We start from the raw sequence: 19927 nt of genomic DNA on the forward strand, positions 1-19927 counted from the left end.
GTTCGACGATCGCAGCCAAGCCGGTGTCTGTCACCGATGAGGAGCGCGACTGCCTTGGCCGGGCGATGTACTTCGAGTCCAATCGCAGCGACTCCGAAGGCCTGCTCGCCGTCGGCACGGTGGTGATGAACCGGCTCGAGGCCGCCGCCTTCCCCAATGGCGGGATCTGCGCCGTAGTCGGCCAGCCCCGGCAATTCGCCCCCGGCGTCCTGACGAAGAAGATGGACGAGAAGAGCCTCCAGAAGGTCGCCGAGGTCACGGATGCCGTCCTCGACGGCCAGCGCCATCCCAAGGTCGGCCGGGCGATGTACTTCCACACCGCCGGCCTGCGCTTCCCCTACAACAACATGCACTACGTGGCGGTGGCCGGCGGCAATGCCTTCTACGAGAAGCGCAAGCCCGGCGCCGTCGCGCAGGCCGAGCCACCGGTCCCGGCGACCGCCCTCGCCTTCGCATCCGCCCAGGCCCCCGCGGCGCCGGCAATGCCCCTGGTTGGGACCCCGGTTTCCGTTCCGTCGGCCCCCGCCTCGGCCGTGACGGCCCCCGCTCCCATGACTCCGGCCGCGTCAGCGCCGAGCGCGCGCGCGGCTCCGATCCGCACGGCGCGGGCCGCCGAGGAGAAGACCGCTCCCGCCGCCAAGGCGACGAAGCCTTCCCGCAGCCGTGTCGCCCTGACGCCGGCCGCCCTGGCTCCGGAGCCGCTGATCCCGCCGCCCGTCCTCAACCTGCCGAGGCCGTGAGCCGACCCTCTAAAGAGCGAATCGCGCCGCCGATGGGATCCTGATCCGCCTCCGGTTCCAGCACCCCGCGTGCCGCTTTCGGTCGCGGGGATCGGCAGGACCGTCGCCCTACTTCCCATCGTGCCTCCCCTTCACCGCAGGTCACGATGAGCATTCTTCGTCCAGTCGCCCGCCTCGCCACGGCGTGCATGCGTGCACTTGTCCGCAGCCTCACCGGGAGCTTCGATGCGCTGACGGGTCCGGTCGGACGCCTGAACGACCGCGTCGAGGCCCAGCTCCTCGATCGGACGCCGCTGCTCAGGGCCTATTACGGGCGTTCCACGCCTCGGAAGGCCGCCGCGCCGCTGCCCTTCCTCGGCGAGCCCATCGATCTGGCGCTGCGCGGCGGGATCCGCGCGCCCGCGCCGGGCCGACCGGCCGAAGCCGGGGCGTCGCGGCCATCGGTCGTGGCATGAGCCCGGTGCGACGCTTCGAAGCCCGCTGATCCGGTCACCGCGGTCACATCGGACCGGTCACCCGCCTTCGGAGCCTTCCCTACACGGTGACCTGGGTCCCCACCTCGACCACGCGGCCGGTGGGGATCTGGAAGAAGTCCGTGGCGTCGTTGGCGTTCTTGGCCAGGGTGATGAAGATCCGGTCCTGCCACAGGGGCATGCCCGAATGGGCGGCCGGCCGGATCGAGCGGCGCGACAGGAAGAACGAGGTCGCCATGATGTCGAACTTGAAGCCCTGCTTGCGCAGCAGCGTCAGGGTCCGGGGGATGTTCGGCGTCTCCATGTAGCCGAACTTCATCACGACCTTGTGGAAGTGCGGGCCGATCGGCTCGATGTGGATGCGGTCGGCTTCCGCGGCCCGGGGCGTGTCCACGGTCTCGACGGTGAGCACCACGTTCTTCTCGTGCAGCACCTTGTTGTGCTTGAGATTGTGCAGCAGGGCGGCGGGGGCGATGTAAGGGTCGCTGGTGAGGAACACCGCCGTGCCGCGCACGTGGTGCGGCGGGCTCTTCTCCAGCATGCTGACGAGCTCGGTCAGCGGCACGTCGGTCTTGCGCGTCTTGTTGATGAGGATGCCCACCCCGCGCACCCAGGTCCACATCATGACGATCAGGGCGCCCGCGAAGAGCAGGGGCACGTAGCCGCCCTCGAACACCTTCAGCATGTTCGACAGCAGGAACAGGAACTCCACCGCCGCGAAGGGCAGGATCGCGAGGCCGGCGGCCCAGGGCGACCACTTCCAAGTCTTCCACAGCACCAGGAAGGCGAGGCTCGCGGTGATCAGCATCGTGCCCGTCACGGCGATGCCGTAGGCCGAGGCCAAGGCCGCCGATGAGCGGAACAGCACGGCCAGGATCACCACGCCGACCATGAGCAGGGCATTGATCTGCGGCAGGTAGATCTGGCCCGAATGCGATTCGGAGGTGTGGCGGATCTCGAGGCGCGGCAGCAGGCCGAGCTGAATCGCCTGGCGCGACAGGGAGAAGGCGCCAGTGATCACCGCCTGGCTCGCCGTGACGGTGGCGGCGGTGGCCAGCAGCACCATCGGCAGCAGGCCCCATTCGGGGACGAGCTGGAAGAACGGATCGGTGGTGTCGGGCTTCGACAGGACCAGGGCCGCCTGGCCGAAATAGTTCAGCACGAGGCAGGGGCCGACGAGGCCGAGCCAGGCGATCTGGATCGGGCGGCGCCCGAAATGGCCGAGATCGGCGAACAGCGCCTCGGCCCCGGTCACGGCCAGGAACACCGCGCCGAGGGCCACCAGGGCGCCGGTCCCGTGTCCGAGGAGATAATGGACCGCGTAGTACGGGTTCAGGGCCCAGAACACGTCGGTGTTGGCGACGATGTGGGGCAGGGCGGCCAGCGCCATCGCGCCGAACCACACCGCCATGACCGGCCCGAAGAAGGACGCCACCTTGCTGGTGCCCCGCACCTGGATGAGGAACAGCGGTACGATGATCGCGATGGTGATCGGCAGCACGTAGGCGTCGAAGGCCGGGGTGACGAGTTTCAGTCCCTCCACCGCCGAGAGCACCGAGATCGCCGGCGTGATGATGGCGTCGCCGTAGAACAGGGAGGCGCCCAGCAGGCCGAACATGAACACCACGCGAGAGCCGCCCAGCGCGGTGCGGGCGAGCGCCATCAGCGAGAGGATGCCGCCCTCGCCGTTGTTGTCCATCCGCATCAGGATGACGACGTACTTGATGGTGACGATGAGGACGAGCGCCCACAGGATCAGCGAGGCGACGCCGAGGACCTCCTCGCGCAGGAGGATGCCGTCGGCGCGCGCGGAGACGAGCGCCTCGCGGAAGGCGTAGAGCGGGCTCGTCCCGATATCGCCGTAGACGACGCCGATGGAGCCGAGGATGAGGGTCCCGAGGCTCGCGGGCGCGTGGGCGCGCGCGGTCTCGGCGGCCCCGTCGGCGAGGGAGGGCGGGCTGCCGGCTCCCTCGGATTTGGCGGCGGGCGCGCTCGAAGGGGCGGTCTGCGTCATTCGGCTCGATCGAGGCTCGTTGCGAGCCCAACGTCTCGCGGCGCGGCTTCAGGCCGCGCGCGGGAACGCCGGGGCCGTCCCGACGGCGTCGGGCGGCGAGGGACGATTGCGTTCACGCTATCATGCGGCGCAGCATGGGAGAACGGCAACCTCACCGAAGGCCGCCGTTCCGTCACAGGAGCTCGCGCCGTCCTGGGGCGTTCGTTACTCGGCGGCGGTACGGGCGCCGGAGCCGAAGCGCCGCTCGATGTAGTCGGTGACCACGGTCTCGAAGTCCTTGGCGAGGGTCGGCCCGCGCAGGGTCATGGCCTTCTTGCCGTCGATGAAGACCGGGGCCGTCGGGGTCTCGCCGGTACCCGGCAGGGAAATGCCGATATCGGCATGCTTCGATTCGCCGGGACCGTTCACGATGCAGCCCATCACCGCGACGTTGAGGCCTTCGACGCCCGGATAGGCCTTCTTCCATTCCGGCATCGAGTTGACGATCCAGCTCTGGATGTCGCGGGCGAGCTCCTGGAAGGTGGTCGAGGTGGTGCGGCCGCAGCCCGGGCAGGCCGCCACGAGGGGCACGAAGGTGCGGAAGCCCATGGTCTGCAGGAGTTCCTGGGCGGCCTTCACCTCCACCGTGCGGTCGCCGCCCGGCTCGGGGGTCAGCGAGTAGCGGATCGTGTCGCCGATCCCTTCCTGCAGCAGCACGCCGATGGCGGCGGATGCGGCCACCAGGCCCTTCGAGCCCATGCCCGCCTCGGTGAGGCCGAGATGGATGGCGAAGTCCGAGCGGCGCGCCACCTCGCGGTAGACCGCGATGAGATCCTGCACCGCCGAGACCTTGGCCGAGAGGATGATCTTGTCCTTGGACAGGCCCAGTTCCACGGCGCGCTCGGCCGAGGTGAGAGCCGACTGCACCATGGCCTCACGCATCACCGCGCGGGCGTCGATGGGCCGGGGCGAGCGGGCGTTCTCGTCCATCAGGTGGGTGAGCAGCGCCTCGTCGAGGGAGCCCCAGTTCGCGCCGATGCGCACGGTCTTGTCGTAGCGGATCGCCTGCTCGATGATGGTCGAGAACTGCGTGTCCTTCTTCTCCTTGAAGCCGACATTGCCCGGGTTGATCCGGTACTTGGCCAGCGCCTCGGCGCAGGCCGGATGGTCGGAGAGGAGTTTGTGGCCGATGTAGTGGAAGTCGCCCACCAGCGGCACGTGCACGCCGATGCGGTCGAGGCGCTCGCGGATCTTCGGCACGGCGGCCGCGGCCTCGTCGCGGTCGACGGTGATGCGGACGAGCTCCGAGCCGGCCCGTGCCAGCTGGGCCACCTGGGCCACGGTGCCGTCGATGTCGGCGGTGTCGGTGTTGGTCATCGACTGGACGACGATCGGCGCGCCGCCGCCCACCGTGACCGCGCCCTCGCCGGACCCGATGGTGACGCCGACCGTACGGTGCCGGGGGCTCGGGCCTGCGATCTCGGGGCCGGTACCGCTGATCGGGTTGACGGGGGTCGCGTCCATGATGTCCATCGTTGACTGTGCGCTCCGAGGAACGTCCGCCGGCGGCCGGGAAGCCGCCGACCGGCCGGTCCGGGCCGGGTGGTGGCGTTCCGATGCCGCGAACTCTACGCCCTCGATCGTTTAGCTGAGATGACGGCGGGCGGGCGTCAAGTCCGCTGCGTCACCCGGCATCCCGGACGGCACGGCGAACGCGCGGATCGTATTCGGCTTCTCCCATGTCCCATCCGGGCGACGATGTCGAGTTTCCGGACCGGTCCGGGAGGCAGGGCTGCGTGACGGACAGGGAACCGCTGCGCGTTCAGGCCTGTTTGTGGCCTTGCGGCACCATATATTGCGGTGCAGCATCAGTCTCGGGAGATCCGCATGCTCGATCCGCATCAGGAACCACCGGTCGATTCGCTCATCGACGTCCCCGTCGAACGGGATCTGCGAATGCAGCCGGCCGCCGGGACCCGCGTGATGGCGGGACCGCGGGCGGAGAAGACGGTGGCCCTCGCCCTACAGGGCGGCGGCGCCCACGGGGCCTTCACCTGGGGCGTGCTCGACGCCCTGATCGAGGACGGGCGCCTCGGCTTCGAGGCGATCACCGGCGCCAGCGCCGGGGCGATGAACGCCGTCGTGATGGTCGACGGCTGGCTCGAGAATGGTCCCGAGGGCGCCCGCAGCGCCCTGGCGCGGTTCTGGCGCGAGGTCAGCCTCGACGGTGATCTGTGGCCGGCCCAGCGCCGCGCCTTCAGCGGCCTGTTCGAGTTCTGGTCGAACAACCCCATCGCCGAGTTCTGGGGCCGGGCCTTGAAGACCAGCCCCTACACGTCGAACCCGTTGAACTACAATCCCCTGCGCAAGGTGCTGGCCGCACAGGTGGATTTCGATCGTCTGCGCGCGGCCGAGACGGCGGCGGTCTTCGTCTCCGCCACCAACGTCTGGACCGGCAAGCTCGCGGTGTTCGAGCGCGAGGCCCTCAACGTCGACCACCTCATGGCCTCGGCCTGCCTGCCGACCGTATTCCAGGCGGTGGAGATCAACGGTGTCCCGTACTGGGATGGCGGTTACCTCGGCAATCCGCCGCTCTACCCGCTCTATCGCGGTGCCGAGACCCGCGACATCGTCCTGGTGCAGATCAACCCAGTGGAGCGCCGCGAGACCCCGCGCACGCCCCAGGAGATCCAGGACCGGCTCAACGAGATCACCTTCAACGCCAATCTGATGCGCGAACTGCGGGCCATCGACTTCGTCGATCACCTCATCGCCGAGGGCGTGCTCGGTCGGGGCGAGTACCAGTCGCAATACGTCCACCGCATCGACGGCACGGGGGCCCTCGACGAGTACCAGGCCTCCTCGCGCCTCGATGCCCGCTGGCGGGTGTTCGAGCGTCTGCGCGACAAGGGCCGGTGCGCGGCGCAGGCCTGGATCGCGGAGAACTACGATCAGATCGGCCGGACCTGTACCCTCGACCTCCAGGCGACCTACCGCTGATGCACTCGCGCATGGACCGGCTGGATTAAGACCACTGGTTCGTGCGTTCATGCTCTTATGACGACCGAACCGAACCGGCCCGGCCCCACCGCCATCGTCGACCTGCTCGTGCCGCTCCGGCGCTACGCGCGGGCCCTGACGCGCGACACCCTCAGGGCCGACGACCTCGTGCACGACGCCCTGGTGCGGGCACTCGAATCGGGTCAGGCGGCCCGGCCGAACACCAATCTGCGCACCTGGATGATGACGGTGCTGCACAACGTCTTCATCGACGAGCAGCGCCGGAAACGGGTCGAAGCCCGCCACGCCGACACGCTGGTCCAGATGAGCGAGGAGATGGCGCCTCCGGCCCAGGAAGCGCAGGTGCGGCTCGCACAGATCCGGCGCGCCTTCCTCACCCTGCCGGAGGAGCAGCGCGCGGCCCTTCACCTCGTCACCCTGGAAGGAATGGCCTACGCGGATGCGGCGGCCGTGCTGGGGATTCCCATCGGCACGCTGATGTCGCGCCTCGGTCGGGGCCGGGCCGCCTTGCGGGCCTTCGAGGAGGGCGAGCGCCAGGGAGGTAGCGTCGCGGAGCGGCGCCAGAGGCTCGCCGCCGAGCGGCCCCGCCTGCGCCTTGTCGCCCAGGACGATGCGGACACCGCGCCGCGCCGGGCCGTCGGCGACACCTGACGCTTTCGAAGACCGGGACGGAGCGCCCCCGCGGGCCGATCCGTCCCTCGCGCGGCCGGAACTCCTTGTCCGGGGACGCGCCCCCTGTATTTGACCGGAGCCGACGCCATGGAACAGACCGCGATGATCGATCCGATCACGGAAAACGACCTCATTGCTTTCGTGGACGGGCAGCTCGACGGCCTGCGCCGCCTCGACGTGGAGGCGCATCTGGCGCGCAACCCCGAGACCGCGGCGCAGATCATGGCCGAGCTGCACGACCGAGACGCCCTGCGGCAGGCCTTCGCCGCCCTGCCGGGCCTCGGACCTGAGCGCAATCGGGCCGCTGCGCGCCGCCTGGACCGGACCCTGGCCTGGCGCCGGTTCGGCGACCGACTGCGCCGGGCCGCGGTGATCGCGCTGCTCGTCGGTACCGGCTGGCTCGCCCATTCGGACGGCCCCTTCCTCGGCGTGCCGGACACGTTCGCCTCGCCCGTCGATCCGGCCCTGGTGGCCGATGCCCGCCACGCCCGTGAGGCGGCGCAGGTCCGCGCCCGCATCGCCGCGCAGCGGGGCGATCAGGCCCAGGCCTACGACCGCGCCGGCATCGCGGCCGCCACCGGCATCGCGCTGCCCGACCTGCCGGCCGACTGGACGGTCCGGGACCTGCAGGTCGTGCCGGCCCGGAACGGCACCGGCATCGAGGTGATGATCGACGCCGGCGCGCTCGGCGAAGTCTCGCTCTTTGCCACGCGCAGCCTCGAGGGTCATGTCGCCCCGAGCGAGGTCACGAGCCCCGGCGACGGCGAGACGGCCTATTGGACTGCCGGCCACTCGGCCTACGCCCTCAGCGGCGGCCGCGATCATGCCGGGCTCGAAACCGCGGCGCGCAGCCTCGCAGGCCGAACCGCGACGAAGCTCTGAACCCGGCTCCTGCCGGATCGGATCACGCACCGCTCGATCCGTCGTGCCTTCCCGGGCGCGGCGGATCGCTCGTCGTGACCGACCCGCGCCCCGGCAGAAACGGGGAAACCAGATTTCTATCGAAATCCTGCCTGCACTCAGGGAAACACTGGAGGTAATTCCGTCAGCGTTCAGATGAGGCCTGCCATAGGCTTGTTGTAAAGGAGTTCTATACTCCTGCGACACCTGCTCTGTGCTGCCCTCTGACACCGAGACGCCGATGGCCCGCCTGTCCCAGATCCTGATGTTCCTCGCGGTCGCGCCGATCGGAGTCGTCCCCCTGCGGGTTCTGGCCCAGGAAGCGGCGCAGAAGCCGGCCTCGGCTCCCGCCGTCGGCGTCGCGCCGCTGACGCCGGGCAAGCCGGCCCGCATGCCCTACCTCTCCGAAGCGCAGGCGCCCGACACCGTGGCGATCCTCGGCGCGCCGCCCCGGGGTCAATCGGCGGCCGAGGCCGCGGACAAGGCGGCCTTCGTCGCCACACGCGCCCTGAAGGGCACCCCGCGCTGGGCGCTGGCCACCACCGACGTCGCCGATGGCGCTTCGGCGATCCTCGACGATTTCGCCTGCGTCATCGGTCAGCGCATCGAGCAGTCGCGGGCGCCCGCCCTGATGACCTTGCTGGAGCGCGCGCGCCTCGACATCGCTCAGGCCACGCGGGGACCGAAACTGCATTACCGCCGCCTGCGCCCCTTCGTCGGCAACGATGCGGAAATCTGCGTGATGCGCACGAGCGACCTCGGCAATGCCTTCAGCTTCCCGTCGAGCCACGCGACGCAGGCCTGGACCTATGCGGCGATCATGGCGGCCCTGATGCCCGAGAAGGCGACGCAGTTCTTCGTCCGCGCCCGCTCCTACGGCGAGAGCCGCATCGTCTGTGGCCTGCACTGGGCCAGCGACATCGAGGCTGGACGCACCGCTGCCAGCGCGGTCTTCGCCGCGCTGCAGGGGAATGCCGGCTTTCGGGCCGACCTGGAGAAGGCGCGCGCGGAACTCGGCAAGCTCGTGAGCGCGGGCGGCCCGGTCCCGGACCAGGCGATCTGCGCCCGCGAGGAAGCCGCCGCGCGAGAGCCTGTGCTGTAGTCTTCCAGATTCCCCAAGCCTTTAGAAACAAGAAGGTTTCCCTTGCGCCCGGGTGGCGAAATGCCGGGAATCCTGCTTTTTCCAGCCAATCGGTCCGCATTCCTGAGGGTCATTCGACTGCTGACCGCAGCCCTCCTCTCCGGCTCGGCAACGGGCCAGGAACGGTAGCTTGATGAGTCGAGCGTCGAGGGCGCTGCCATCGGAACAGGGCAGGGCAGCGCCATAGCAGGACCGGCCAGGTTTCGGGCTAACGTCTACAACGTGTTCGACCGCGACGATCGGACCGGCCAGACCCGGTTTCGGTTAACCGCGGCCAGTCGCGCCAATGCATTGGAACCGGTCACCGCTGGCGGGACGCCGTTGGATGCGACGAGGCCCGGCCGATCACGCGGCCGGGCCTCGTCTTCAGTTTTCCCGTGAAACGTTAACCATGGCGCATCAGCGCTTGATCGCCGTTCCGGCCTGGCTCCGCTTGCGGCGCCGGGCCAGCATGTTTAGCCCCTCCACGCCGGCCGAGAAGGCCATGGCGGTGTAGATGTAGCCCTTCGGCACGTGGGCGCCGAAGCCCTCGGCGATCAGCGTCATGCCGATCATGATCAGGAAGCCCAACGCCAGCATCACCACCGTCGGATTGGCGGCGATGAAGCGCGACAGCGGATCGGCAGCCAGCAGCATCACGGTCACGGCGGTGACGACGGCGATCACCATGATCGGTACGTGCTCGGTCATGCCCACCGCCGTGATGATGCTGTCGATGGAGAACACGAGGTCGAGGACGAGGATCTGGCCGATGGCCGCGGCGAAGCCGAGCCGCACGGCGCTGCTCCCGGGCGCCTCCGGCTCCGGGTCGACGGAGTGGTGGATCTCCTTCGTGGCTTTCCACAGCAGGAACAGGCCGCCGGCGATGAGGATGAGGTCGCGCCAGGAGAAGCCCTTGCCGAACACCTCGAAGACCGGCTGCGTCAGGGCGACGATGTACGCGATGGTGGCGAGGAGGCCCAGGCGCAGGACCAGGGCGAGGCCGATGCCGATGCGCCGCGCCTTCTGCTGGTCCTCGGGCGGAAGCCTGTTCGTCAGGATCGAGATGAAGATGAGGTTGTCGATGCCGAGCACGACCTCCATCACCACCAGGGTGGCAAGGGCCACCCAGGCGGTGGGATCGCTGGCGAGTTGAAGCAGGCTGTCCACGTGGGCCTCGTTTCGTCGGTCAGGGTCGCTCCACGAGCGGCGTCGCGTCGGGAGCAGGCGTGAAGAGGGAAAGGACCGGTTCCGGCCCCGGATGTGGCAGGGTTCAGGCCGTGAGGCCGGCGCCGCTCGAAGCTGCGCCGGACCGTTCGGCCGGCGCCGGGCTGAAGATCCGCACCGCTTTCGGCAGGACCTTGAAGTGGGCCGGCGTATAGGTCGACAATTCGCCATCGGTGTTCACCGGCCGCGGCTTCTTGGTCTTGACCACGATCTCGGTGGTGCTGAAGGCCCGCACGTCGGCCGCCTTGCCCTGCGTGCCCCTGCGCAGGGCTGGCAGCAGCATCAGCAGCCGCCACCAATGAGCGACCTCCAGGCTGTAGAAGTCGAGCTTGCCGTCGTCGACGGTGGCCGTCTCCTCCACGGTCATGCCGCCGCCGTAGTGGCGGCCATTGCCCACCGAGACCTGGATGGTGCGCACGGTCTCGGTCTGCCCATCATGCTCGATGTAGACGGTGAAGGGCCGCATCCGCCGGAGGACACGAACCGCCGCGATGCCGTAGCCGAGGGTGCCCCAGGTCTTCTTCGATTCCGCCGTGAGGTCGCCGGCGAGGTCAGCCGAGAACCCGATGCTGGCGACGTTGAAGTAGTAGTGTCCGTTGACGCAGCCGAGATCGGCCGGGCGCGCCTCCGCGCTGGTGATGAGGCGGGCGGCCTCCACCGGGTCGACGGGCAGGCCGAGGGAGCGGGCGAGATCGTTGGCCGTGCCGAGGGGCAGGATACCCAGGGGCAACCCCGTCTCCACCAGGGCGGGCGCGGCCGCATTGAGCGTGCCATCGCCGCCGCCGAGAATGACGAGGTCGCAGCCCGCCGCATGGCGCTTGATGACGGCGGTGCAATCGGCGTCGCCCGGTGGCTCGAACGGCTCGATGCCACCGGCACGCAGGACCTCGCGCACCTCGTCCAGGGAGAAACTGCCGTTGCGGGCCTTCGGATTGACGAGGAGGAGCGCCTTCCGGGCGGGCGCGCTCATCGCGGTCCTCCGGATCGGTTCTGATCGGGCCGGACCGGATCGGGCGGGAGACTACGAGGGACCATGAGGTTCGACACCCTCCGGTGCGTTCGCGCCGCGTCAGCGCAAAAGCATGGAAGGGTCCGACATCACGGTCAACGCCTCGACCGCCAGAGGGGCCCGGACCCGCACCACAAGTTGGGTTCAGGCTTGGCAATGACAAGAGCCGGCCGGCACAAGAGTCGGCGCCCGGATGCGTCCCCGCAATCCTCGCACTCCTGCACAGGTCGAGAACCCGGGCCGCAACGTTGCGCGCATTCAGGGAAACTTAGCGGGCGCGCCCGACGTTTCACACCGGTCGATCGGTCCCGCACGCGCTTCTCCGAAACCCCGGCCGCGACCTCGGTGATGATCCCATGCGCCACGGTCCAGTCTTCCACCGCACCGGCCTCGTCCGACTGGCGCAGGTCCGCCTCGGCCTCGCCTCGTCCGTCGCCCTGTTGGGCACGGCGCTGTCCCTGGGGACGGCGGAGGCGCAGTCGCGCCCGGGCTGGGTCGATCCCCCGGCGCGCCAGGCCGAGACCCCGGGTTCAGGCAGGATCATCGGCGAGACGCCGTCGGGCGAGAAACCTGTTGCGGAAAAACCCGCTGCGGAGACGCCCGCGCCGGCGAGGATCCAGGCCGAGAGTCAGGCTCCGCAGGACCCGACGGTCTCCGAGCGGACCCCGATGGCCTCGCACCGGCGGCGCATCGCCGGTTCCTCCGCCGAGGGACGCCGCTCCCCGATGCGGAGCACTGCGCCGGAGCGCCTCCACATCCGTCCGCGGCTGGCCGACACCCCCACGCCGATGGCGCCGCCGGTGGCGGCTTCCGAGGCCCGCTTCCCCGAATGGGCCGTTGCCGCGACTCGCCTGACCGACCGTTACCTCGACAGCGTCTCGGCGCCCGGCGACGCGATGGTGGCCGCCGCGCCCCGGTTCTATGCCGAGCGCGTTCGTTTTCACGGCCGGACCCTGTCGCTGGCCGCGCTCATCGCCGAGAAGCGACGCTTCGTCCGGCGCTGGCCCGAGCGGCGCTACGAGGCCCAGGGCGGCGTCACCCGGACGGCCTGCAATGCCGCCAGTGCAACCTGTATCGTACACACCACCTTCGATTTCCGCGCCGACAATCCGGTCCGCGGCGTTCGCTCACAGGGCGTCTCGGAGCTCACCCTCACCATCAGCTTCGCCGGGGAACGCCCGCTCATCGTCGCGGAATCGAGCCGCGTCCTGCGCCGCTATGGTGCCGGGCCCCAGAGCGCTATAGCGGGTGCTCAGCGTGGGGCCTGAGGCCGGCCCGCCGCGATCGGTGCGTCATACCCGGAGTTGTTCGCGTCTTGGATGATCGAGATCCACCCTCGCCGGTGCCGGGTGACGCGCGACGGGACGGGACGGCCTCGGAGCGCGAGGCCCTGCGCGCCCGCATCGCCGAAGCGGTCGCGCAGGCCGGTGCCTATCCGGTTGCGGAGCGGACACTCGCGCTCCTGGTGGAGGCGGCCCTCGTACCGAGCCCGGAACCTCCCGGTTACCGCGTGGTCGACCGAACGGGTGCGCCGCGCCAAGTCACCGCGACGGATGGCGCCCCTGTCCCGATGGACCTGCCAGCCCTGCTCGCGGAACTCCGCGACCGGCATCCCACCTTGTTCCGGCCGGTCCCTACGCCGGAACCCGAGCGCGAACCGGAGCCCGTTCCGACCGAGGACTTTCGAACGGCGACGGCGCGGTTCGTCGAGACGCAGTCGGTCCTCGCGCGGTCGCTGATGGCGCGTTCGGCCAGCCGGGGCCGCGCCCTCGCCACATCCGTCTCCGACCGCCTGGCAACGCTGCGGCGCAGCCGCGCCGAGGCCTCGCCGGCCGAGCCGGTCGCGCCCGGCGCCGCGGTGGAACCGGCGGAGCCGACCCGGGCCGGCCTCGTCGCGGGCCGCGTCCGGGAGGGAGCGCAGCGGGTCGGCGGCTATGCCCGCGGCCGGTTCGCCGACAGCGCGTCGCGGCTGGGCGAGGTCGCCCGCGACCGCAACGTGCTGCGGGACGCCTTGTCCCGGCGTGCCCTTCCGATCGGGCTCGGCGCCGCCGCCCTCGTGGCGTTGCTTGCCGTTCTCGGAGGACGGACGCCGCAGGAGACGGCGCCGGCCGAGACCGGCGCGCCGGCACAGTCCCGGCCACAGGCCCCATCGGCCACGCCGCCGCCGAGCGCTCCCGACATGAGCCCGGCCGCGCCGGAGGAGCCACCGCCGAAGCGGGCCTCGGCCAACGAGATCAGCGGCCCGGTCGAAGTCATCGACACCGCGACCCTGCGCGTCGGCGGCAAGCTCGTGCGCCTGTTCGGAGTCGAGTGGGTCCGCGGCGGACAGGCCGACGAACTCACCCGCTACCTCGCCGGCCGCACGGTGACCTGCCAGCCGGTGGCCGGCAGCGAGGCCCGGCTGTGCGCGGTGGACGGGCGCGACCTCTCGGAGGTGGTGCTGTTCAACGGCGGCGGCCGCGCCTCCCCCGAGGCGACGCCCGACCTCGTGGCCGCCGAGGACCATGCCCGCGCCGAGCGCCTCGGCGTCTGGTCCCGCTGACGCCCTGAACCCATCCGAAGCGCGGCGGCGCACAAAACACCCTTGCGCCGCAGCGGTCCCCTGGTCTCAATGCCGGCGGGACAGTCGCGGGGGCGGGGCATGGATTTCTCTGTGGGCGTGAGCGTCGCGGCGGTGGTCCTCGTGGCGCTCGTCGTCATCACCCTCGGGATCGGCATCAACATCGTGCCGCAGGGGCACGTCTACACGGTGGAGCGGTTCGGCAAGTACCACCGCAGCCTGGAATCCGGCCTCGGTCTCATCGCCCCCTATGTCGAGCGCATCGGCCGGCGGGTGAACGTCATGGAACAGGTCATCGACGTGCCGAGTCAGGAAGCCTTCACCCGCGACAATGCCGGGGTGCGGATCGACGCCGTGGTCTTCTATCAGGTGCTCGATGCGGCCCGTGCCTCCTACGAGGTCTCGAACCTCGAGGTCGCGATGATGACCCTGACCATGACCAATATCCGCACGGTGGTCGGCTCGATGGACCTCGACCAGCTGCTGTCCCATCGCGACGAGATCAATGAGCGCCTGCTGCGGGTGATGGATGCCGCTGCCTCGCCCTGGGGCGTGAAGATGACCCGCATCGAGATCAAGGACATCGTACCGCCCGCCGACCTTGCCGGTGCGATGGCGCGCCAGATGAAGGCCGAGCGCGAGAAGCGCGCCTCGGTGCTCGAGGCGGAAGGGCACCGGCAGGCCGAGATCCTGCGCGCGGAGGGACGCAAGCAATCGGCGATCCTGGAGGCGGAAGGGCGCAAAGAGGCCGCCTTTCGCGATGCGGAGGCCCGTGAACGCGGCGCCGAGGCGGAGGCGCGGGCGACGCAACTCGTCAGCGAGGCCATCGCCCAGGGCGATCTCGCGGCGGCGAACTTCCTCGTGGCCGAGAAGTACGTCGAGGCGGTGAAGGCCATCGCCACGGCGCCGAATCAGCGCGTGGTGGTTGTGCCGATCGAGGCGGCGGCCCTGGCCGGCACCCTGGGCGGCATCGCCGAGATCACGCGCAGCGTCTTCGGCGAGGGCGCTCCGGCCCGCAAGAGCACCGGCCTGCCGCCGAATGTCGGGGGCAGCGTCCGATGATCGCGTCGTTCGTCGAGGCGATCGGACCCGCCTGGACCTGGATCCTGATCGGCCTCGTGCTGATGGGGACGGAACTCGTGGCCTCCGGCGTCTTCCTGCTTTGGCTCGGGCTGGCAGCCCTGGTGACGGGGCTGCAGATCCTCCTCGTGCCGATGCCCTGGCAGGGGCAGATCCTGCTCTTCGGTATCCTCTCCGTGCTCTTCGCGGTGGTGGCGAGCCGGCGGACCAGGGCGACCAACACCCTGAACCAGGGCGCCCAGGGGCTGATTGGGCGCGATTACCTCCTCTCGGCCCCGATCGTGGCCGGCGAGGGCCAGATCCGCGTCAACGACACCCTCTGGCGCGTCACCGGCCCGGATGCGCCGCTGGGTGCGCGGGTGCGGGTGACGGGGGTGGAGGGCACGCTGCTGACAGTGGAGGCGGCCCCTTAGGAACGAACCGGCGCCAGGCCGGTCGTCGTCGAATCGGAGAGGTGCCGGCCCGACCGTGGCGAAGCAGGATGCCGGAATTTCTCCCGTCCCGCCTCCTCGACCGGCGCAGGGCATTCGTCGGCCCATGGTCTGGGAGCGCCCCCGCGGCGCAGCTTCCTCGTCCGTCCGAGACCCTCCGCGACGAACCGAGATTCATTTGAGAAAGCTGACGGCTATTTATAGAAGCGCAGGTGGCGCCCCCTCACCATTGTGTCGCGCCCCTCTGACAGGACATCTCATGAGCAGCTTGAAGTTCGGAACGAGCGGTTTGCGCGGGCTGGTCACCGATCTCGTGGGGTGGCCAAGCTATGCCTACGCAAGCGCCTTCTTCCGCTCCATCGCCGCGACGACCGGCGTCGGCCAAACCGTCGTGATCGGACGGGACCTGCGTGACAGCAGCTCCGGCATCGCGGCGACGGTGGCCGCGGCCGCGACGGGCGCCGGCTTCACGGCGATCGATTGCGGCGCCCTGCCGACGCCGGCCTTGGCACTGGAGGCGCTGCGACGCGGCGCCTGCGCCGTGATGGTCACCGGCAGCCACATCCCGGAGGACCGGAACGGTCTGAAGTTCTACCGGCCCGACGGCGAGATCACGAAGACCGATGAGGCCGCGATCCTGGCCGCCCTCGGCGACATCTCCACGGAAGGCCCCATGGCGGCCGCCGCTCCCGCTACGCCTGAACCCGGCGCGACGGACCGTTACCGCCAGCGCTACTGCGAGGCCTTCGCATCCGACATCCTGGCCGGCCTCCGGATCGCGGTCTACCAGCAGAGTTCCGTGGCGCGGGACCTGCTCGTCGAACTGCTCACGGCGCTGGGTGGCGACGTGGTCTCGATTGGGCGCGCGGAGCGCTTCGTTCCGATCGACACGGAGGCCCATCGCCCCGAGGACATCGCCTTCATCCGCGATGCCATGGCGTCCGGCGAATTCGACGCCCTCGTGACGACCGACGGCGACGCCGACCGGCCACTGGTTGCGGATGCCGCCGGTCGGATCCTGCGGGGGGATGTGCTCGGGCTGATCACGGCACGCTATCTCGGCGTCGATACCGTCGTGGTGCCCGTCACGGCCGGCTCGGCCATCGAGCAGGCGGGCGGATTCCGGCGCGTGCTGCGCACCCGGGTGGGGTCGCCCTACGTCATCGCCGGCATGGCCCAGGCGGAGGGCGCCGAAGCCGTCGTCGGCTTCGAGGCGAATGGCGGCTTCCTGCTCGGCTCGGACGTGACGCTCGGCGGCCGAACCCTGCCCGCACTGCCGACACGCGATGCGATGCTGCCCATCCTGGCGACGCTGGCCGCGGCGCGCAAAGCCGGATTGTCCCTCGCGGATCTCGTCGCGTCCCTCAACGTGGGTGAGACCGCGAGCGACCGCCTGCCCAACACGCCGGCGGAGAAGAGCGGCGCCTTCCTGCGGCAACTCGGCCAGGCAGCGTACCGGCGGGATTTCCTTCGGCCGATCGGCGAGCCGCGCGCCGTCGACGAGCAGGACGGCGTGAGGATGGAGCTCGATGGCGGGCGGACCATCCACTTCCGCGCCTCCGGCAACGCACCCGAGCTGCGCTGCTACGCCGAGGCGGGCACGGCCGACGAGGCGGAAGGACTGGTCCGCTGGGGATTGGCCGCCGCGGCCGCCGCGATGACGACGGGCGCATCGGGCTCGGCCTCCGCGCCGCACTGATCGGCGCTCGGGACCCTGAGTTCAAAGGGCCGCCGGCGCGATCCGGCGGCCCCGACGCGCCGGGGCCGCGAGGCCCGGCCTCAGCCGAATGCGCCCACCTCGTGCTGGATCATGCCCGAGATCTCGCGCACGCGCTGAAAGCTGCGCCGAATCGGTTCGAACAGCGTCCTGTGCTCGGCCTCGTAGGTGCCGACGTCGCGGGGGCCGGCGGGCTCGCCGAAGTTCAGGCCGAGGGTCGGATCCGGGGTGATCGGGAAGATATCTTCCAGCAGCGCGAGGCAGCCATCGATATCGAGGCGCAGGAAGCGCTCGATCAGTGCCTCGCGACTCACGCCCGATTGCGGCCGGAAGCCCGGGATGTGCACGGCCAGGAACCAGATCCGATGGATCAGCGCGAGCCGGATCGCGTGCAGCAGGGTCAAGCGGGCCGACATCCGGCCGAGGTCGGGGGCGGCGACCTGCAGGTCGAGCCAATCGCAGGTGAGGCGGCCGAACAGGTGGCGCAGGTCGGGGGCAAGGCGCAGCCGGTCGAGGGCGTTGGCGATCACCACGAGTTCCTCGCGCCGGCCGTCGCGCTGGGTCCGCCGGGCCCGCTCCAGCCACACCGCCGGATCGAGGGTGTCGATGTAGGCGCGCAGCACGTCGAGGTCGGCGACGCTGGCGGCGTGTTGTACCAGGCGAAAGGCGCGGGAGAAGCGCACCGAATCGCGGCGCATGTCGCGGAACAGGTCCGGGGTCCGACCGGCGGCCCGCCCGACGCCGTGCAGGGAATTGGCCAGGAAGCCGAGCTGCTGCAGGATCGCGTTGTTGGGAATCGCCCGCATCTGACGCGGATGGGTGATCATGGTCGGGCCGCCGCCATCGGTCTGGCGGGCGACCGGCCGGGAGCCGGTGCGGTCGAGGAGGCTCGGGCCGAAGGTGCCGAGCAGGGCGGCGTAGCCGGGATCGTCCACCAGCGCCTCCATGTCCTGGCGCACCACGGTGAAGAACTCGGCGGCGAAGTCCGGCTCGGCGTAGATCGGGTCGTCGGTCTCGTCGGCCCCGCTCGCCGGATCGGACAGCACGTAGTCGGCGAAGCTGTCGTCGTCGGCGACGTCGAAGGCGAAGACGTGCTCGGCGATGCGCTCCACCGTCGCCTCGGCCAGGGGCAGGGTGCCGAACATCAGGTAGCCGTCCGAGCCCTGGAAGCTCGATTCGAGGCGCACGCGGATACCCGCGTTCCGGTTGCGCCGGCGCGCATCCTCGGGCGCGAGATAGGCGAGGCGGTCACGCAGCGACGATGGGTGGGCGCCCCGGCCGATGGACTCGCCGTGGGTGTCGAAGATGGCGAGCTCCACCCCCGTGAGGTCGTTCTGCACCATCAGCTCGGTGATGCGCAGGCGCAGGCGCTCGATCCAGAAGCTCGCGGCGAGCTGGCCGACGTAGCGCCCGGAATCCGAGTAGCCAAACTGCACCGTCAGGCGCCCGATGCGCTTGAGATACTGCCGCCAATGCGGGTTGCGGAGCGCGTCGTCGAGGACGCGGATGCCCTGTTCCAGGGCGCTGGCCGTCTCGAACAGCGGCGTGATCTCGACCTTGTCGGCGATGCCGTAGTGGCGCGCCAGCCAGAGGGCGGCGAGCAGGGTGTAGCCGGTCTCGGTCTCGGCGATGAGGAAGCGGACCGGATGGGTGCCGTCGACGTGCTTGAGGATCTGGGTGATCGTCATCATCAGCCGGGCGGCCGAGGCGCGCTCGGCGGCCAGCGCCCCGAAATCGACGTCCACCGCCTGCACGTCGTTGAGGAGCGCGTGGATGGTGGCCAGATGCGAGCGGCGCTGGGCGGCATCCGTGGGCTCGCCCTCGAGGTCGGTGACGCGGCGCACCGCGTTGTGGATCTGGCTGGCGTTGAGCCGAAAATGCGGCAGGGCGTTCGAGAGGCCGTGGGTGGCGATGCCGGAGCGCAGGAGTGCGATGCTGTGCTTGTCGGCATCCGACTCGGCGGCTCCGATGGCCCCCGCGAGCCCGGCCAGGATCGCGCTGGAATCGGTCTGGGCGCGCTCGCGCTCGATGATCAGGGCGAGGGCGAAGCGGTGTACCGCCTCCAGGGACGGCTTGGTCCCGAGGCGGGGCGCCACGGCGAGCTGGCGGTTCACGGCGGCGAGCGCGCTCCCCGTGAGATCACGCACCACCTGGGTCGCCGGCACCTGTGGCAGCTGGCGCATCACCCGGTCGAGCTGCATCCGCTTCGATTCGAGGCGGTAGCGCAAGGTGTCCCACCAGCCGATATCGGTGCGCCCGTCGGTATCGCAGCCGACCCAGCTCGCGATGGCGAAGGGCTTCGGTACGAGCTCCGTCCAGCGATCGGGCCAGCGCTTCCGGGCGGCGTCGAGGAGCGCGGCGTTGAAGCCGTCGAGGGCGGTGCGGCCGTGATTGGCCGCGACGCAGGCCTGGTCGAACTCGTCGTCGAGGCTGATGTTCGGATCGGGCCGGGTCGAGAGGCCGGCGGCGCGCGCGAGCAGCGGCTCCCGGGTTGCCCCCTCGGCCTCGGTCGCCGCCTGGGCGATCAGGGCGGCGACGGCGCGCGGCATTCCGAAGGTCGGATGGGCGGTGAAGACCACGGCGAAGCCCGTGCGGCCCACGAGGTCCCGGAAGGTCTCGAAATCCCCCTGGCGCGCCGGCACCGCCGCCACGAGGCGGGCGGCCATCCGGGCGTCGGGCGTCAGTGCGGCGTCCCGGTCGAGCCCGACATAGGCGCGCAGGCGCTCGGCGCGGGCGGCCAGGGACTGCGACCGCAGGCGCGGAAACAGGGCGTCGAGGTCGTCCTCGCCGATCTCGCCCCGGTCGAACCGCCGGGTGATGGCCAGCGTCACCGCGAGAACGGGGTTGCGGAACGGGTCCTCCGCCGCTTGCTCGCGGGATTCCTCGATCAGCCGCAGGAGATCACGCTCCAGGCCTTCGGCCCCCTTCGGATCGTGGCCGGGGTCCGGGGCGGCATCGGCCGGGCTGAGGTCATGCATGCGCAT

General features: G+C 70.4%; 16 protein-coding genes. 11 read left to right on the top strand and 5 right to left on the bottom strand.

Annotated elements, in window-relative coordinates:
* Nucleotides 1-23: 23 nt before the first annotated feature.
* Nucleotides 24-740 carry a cell wall hydrolase gene (locus ASF49_RS18605; RefSeq protein ID WP_243214807.1) on the top strand — a complete coding sequence of 239 codons (717 nt, stop codon included), beginning with the start codon at nt 24-26 and terminating at the stop codon, nt 738-740.
* 146 nt (nt 741-886) lie between these two features.
* The gene (locus ASF49_RS18610) at nt 887-1195 is read left to right on the top strand and encodes a hypothetical protein (protein WP_156653083.1); all 309 of its coding nucleotides are present in this window, start codon (nt 887-889) and stop codon (nt 1193-1195) included.
* 79 nt (nt 1196-1274) lie between these two features.
* Here the strand turns inward: ASF49_RS18610 and ASF49_RS18615 are convergent, their stop codons facing one another.
* A complete protein-coding gene (locus ASF49_RS18615) occupies nt 1275-3227 on the bottom strand; it encodes a potassium transporter Kup (protein WP_056476478.1) in 1953 nt (650 codons plus the stop codon).
* A gap of 204 nt (nt 3228-3431) precedes the next feature.
* Nucleotides 3432-4739, bottom strand: a complete 1308-nt coding sequence (gene ispG, locus ASF49_RS18620; protein WP_056476481.1) for a flavodoxin-dependent (E)-4-hydroxy-3-methylbut-2-enyl-diphosphate synthase — start codon at nt 4737-4739, stop codon at nt 3432-3434.
* A 354-nt stretch (nt 4740-5093) separates the two neighbouring features.
* On the opposite strand from ispG, the gene ASF49_RS18625 reads away from it, so the two are divergent.
* The 4 genes from ASF49_RS18625 (at nt 5094) to ASF49_RS18640 (ending at nt 8901) form a co-directional block, all read left to right on the top strand.
* A complete protein-coding gene (locus ASF49_RS18625) occupies nt 5094-6206 on the top strand; it encodes a patatin-like phospholipase family protein (protein ID WP_056476484.1) in 1113 nt (370 codons plus the stop codon).
* Nucleotides 6207-6263: 57 nt separating this feature from the next.
* A complete protein-coding gene (locus tag ASF49_RS18630; protein ID WP_056476487.1) occupies nt 6264-6878 on the top strand; it encodes a sigma-70 family RNA polymerase sigma factor in 615 nt (204 codons plus the stop codon).
* 123 nt (nt 6879-7001) lie between these two features.
* Nucleotides 7002-7781 (top strand): anti-sigma factor family protein, encoded by a 780-nt coding sequence (locus tag ASF49_RS18635; RefSeq protein ID WP_056477053.1) that lies wholly within the window; start codon nt 7002-7004, stop codon nt 7779-7781.
* 259 nt (nt 7782-8040) lie between these two features.
* Entirely contained in the window at nt 8041-8901 is an 861-nt protein-coding gene (locus ASF49_RS18640) for an acid phosphatase (RefSeq protein WP_082511405.1), read from the top strand.
* 438 nt (nt 8902-9339) lie between these two features.
* Here ASF49_RS18640 and ASF49_RS18645 read toward each other — a convergent pair whose 3' ends face one another.
* Together ASF49_RS18645 and ASF49_RS18650 are read right to left on the bottom strand one after the other, a co-directional pair.
* Complete coding sequence (locus ASF49_RS18645; RefSeq protein WP_056476490.1) at nt 9340-10089, bottom strand: TerC family protein; 750 nt, start codon at nt 10087-10089, stop codon at nt 9340-9342.
* A 103-nt stretch (nt 10090-10192) separates the two neighbouring features.
* On the bottom strand, nt 10193-11116 hold the full coding sequence (locus tag ASF49_RS18650; protein WP_056476493.1) for a lipid kinase: 924 nt from the start codon (nt 11114-11116) through the stop codon (nt 10193-10195).
* Between the two features lie 395 nt (nt 11117-11511).
* Between ASF49_RS18650 and ASF49_RS18655 the strand changes: the two genes are divergently transcribed.
* The 5 genes from ASF49_RS18655 to ASF49_RS18675 all read left to right on the top strand — a co-directional run bounded on the left by ASF49_RS18655 (nt 11512) and on the right by ASF49_RS18675 (nt 16925).
* The gene (locus tag ASF49_RS18655) at nt 11512-12423 is read left to right on the top strand and encodes a hypothetical protein (protein WP_056476496.1); all 912 of its coding nucleotides are present in this window, start codon (nt 11512-11514) and stop codon (nt 12421-12423) included.
* 47 nt (nt 12424-12470) lie between these two features.
* Nucleotides 12471-13697, top strand: a complete 1227-nt coding sequence (locus ASF49_RS18660; protein WP_156653084.1) for a thermonuclease family protein — start codon at nt 12471-12473, stop codon at nt 13695-13697.
* A gap of 99 nt (nt 13698-13796) precedes the next feature.
* Nucleotides 13797-14777, top strand: a complete 981-nt coding sequence (locus ASF49_RS18665; protein ID WP_056476502.1) for an SPFH domain-containing protein — start codon at nt 13797-13799, stop codon at nt 14775-14777.
* Nucleotides 14774-15208, top strand: a complete 435-nt coding sequence (locus tag ASF49_RS18670; protein ID WP_056476504.1) for an NfeD family protein — start codon at nt 14774-14776, stop codon at nt 15206-15208. Before ASF49_RS18665 ends, ASF49_RS18670 begins: the two co-directional genes overlap by 4 nt.
* A 277-nt stretch (nt 15209-15485) precedes the next feature.
* Nucleotides 15486-16925 carry a phosphomannomutase gene (locus tag ASF49_RS18675; protein ID WP_056476507.1) on the top strand — a complete coding sequence of 480 codons (1440 nt, stop codon included), beginning with the start codon at nt 15486-15488 and terminating at the stop codon, nt 16923-16925.
* 80 nt (nt 16926-17005) lie between these two features.
* On the opposite strand, the gene ASF49_RS18680 is transcribed toward ASF49_RS18675, so the two are convergent.
* Nucleotides 17006-19921, bottom strand: a complete 2916-nt coding sequence (locus ASF49_RS18680) for a phosphoenolpyruvate carboxylase (protein WP_056477059.1) — start codon at nt 19919-19921, stop codon at nt 17006-17008.
* Nucleotides 19922-19927: the final 6 nt, after the last annotated feature.

The organism is Methylobacterium sp. Leaf104, assembly GCF_001422885.1.
Taxonomy (GTDB): domain Bacteria; phylum Pseudomonadota; class Alphaproteobacteria; order Rhizobiales; family Beijerinckiaceae; genus Methylobacterium.

Coding starts and splice junctions, on each gene's coding strand:
- ASF49_RS18610 (WP_156653083.1), top strand. CDS start 887: ATGAGCATTCTTCGTCCAGTCGCCCGCCTCGCCACGGCGTGCATGCGT.
- ASF49_RS18615 (WP_056476478.1), bottom strand. CDS start 3,227: ATGACGCAGACCGCCCCTTCGAGCGCGCCCGCCGCCAAATCCGAGGGA.
- ispG (WP_056476481.1), bottom strand. CDS start 4,739: ATGGACATCATGGACGCGACCCCCGTCAACCCGATCAGCGGTACCGGC.
- ASF49_RS18625 (WP_056476484.1), top strand. CDS start 5,094: ATGCTCGATCCGCATCAGGAACCACCGGTCGATTCGCTCATCGACGTC.
- ASF49_RS18630 (WP_056476487.1), top strand. CDS start 6,264: ATGACGACCGAACCGAACCGGCCCGGCCCCACCGCCATCGTCGACCTG.
- ASF49_RS18635 (WP_056477053.1), top strand. CDS start 7,002: ATGATCGATCCGATCACGGAAAACGACCTCATTGCTTTCGTGGACGGG.
- ASF49_RS18640 (WP_082511405.1), top strand. CDS start 8,041: ATGGCCCGCCTGTCCCAGATCCTGATGTTCCTCGCGGTCGCGCCGATC.
- ASF49_RS18650 (WP_056476493.1), bottom strand. CDS start 11,116: ATGAGCGCGCCCGCCCGGAAGGCGCTCCTCCTCGTCAATCCGAAGGCC.
- ASF49_RS18655 (WP_056476496.1), top strand. CDS start 11,512: ATGCGCCACGGTCCAGTCTTCCACCGCACCGGCCTCGTCCGACTGGCG.
- ASF49_RS18665 (WP_056476502.1), top strand. CDS start 13,797: ATGGATTTCTCTGTGGGCGTGAGCGTCGCGGCGGTGGTCCTCGTGGCG.
- ASF49_RS18670 (WP_056476504.1), top strand. CDS start 14,774: ATGATCGCGTCGTTCGTCGAGGCGATCGGACCCGCCTGGACCTGGATC.
- ASF49_RS18675 (WP_056476507.1), top strand. CDS start 15,486: ATGAGCAGCTTGAAGTTCGGAACGAGCGGTTTGCGCGGGCTGGTCACC.
- ASF49_RS18680 (WP_056477059.1), bottom strand. CDS start 19,921: ATGCATGACCTCAGCCCGGCCGATGCCGCCCCGGACCCCGGCCACGAT.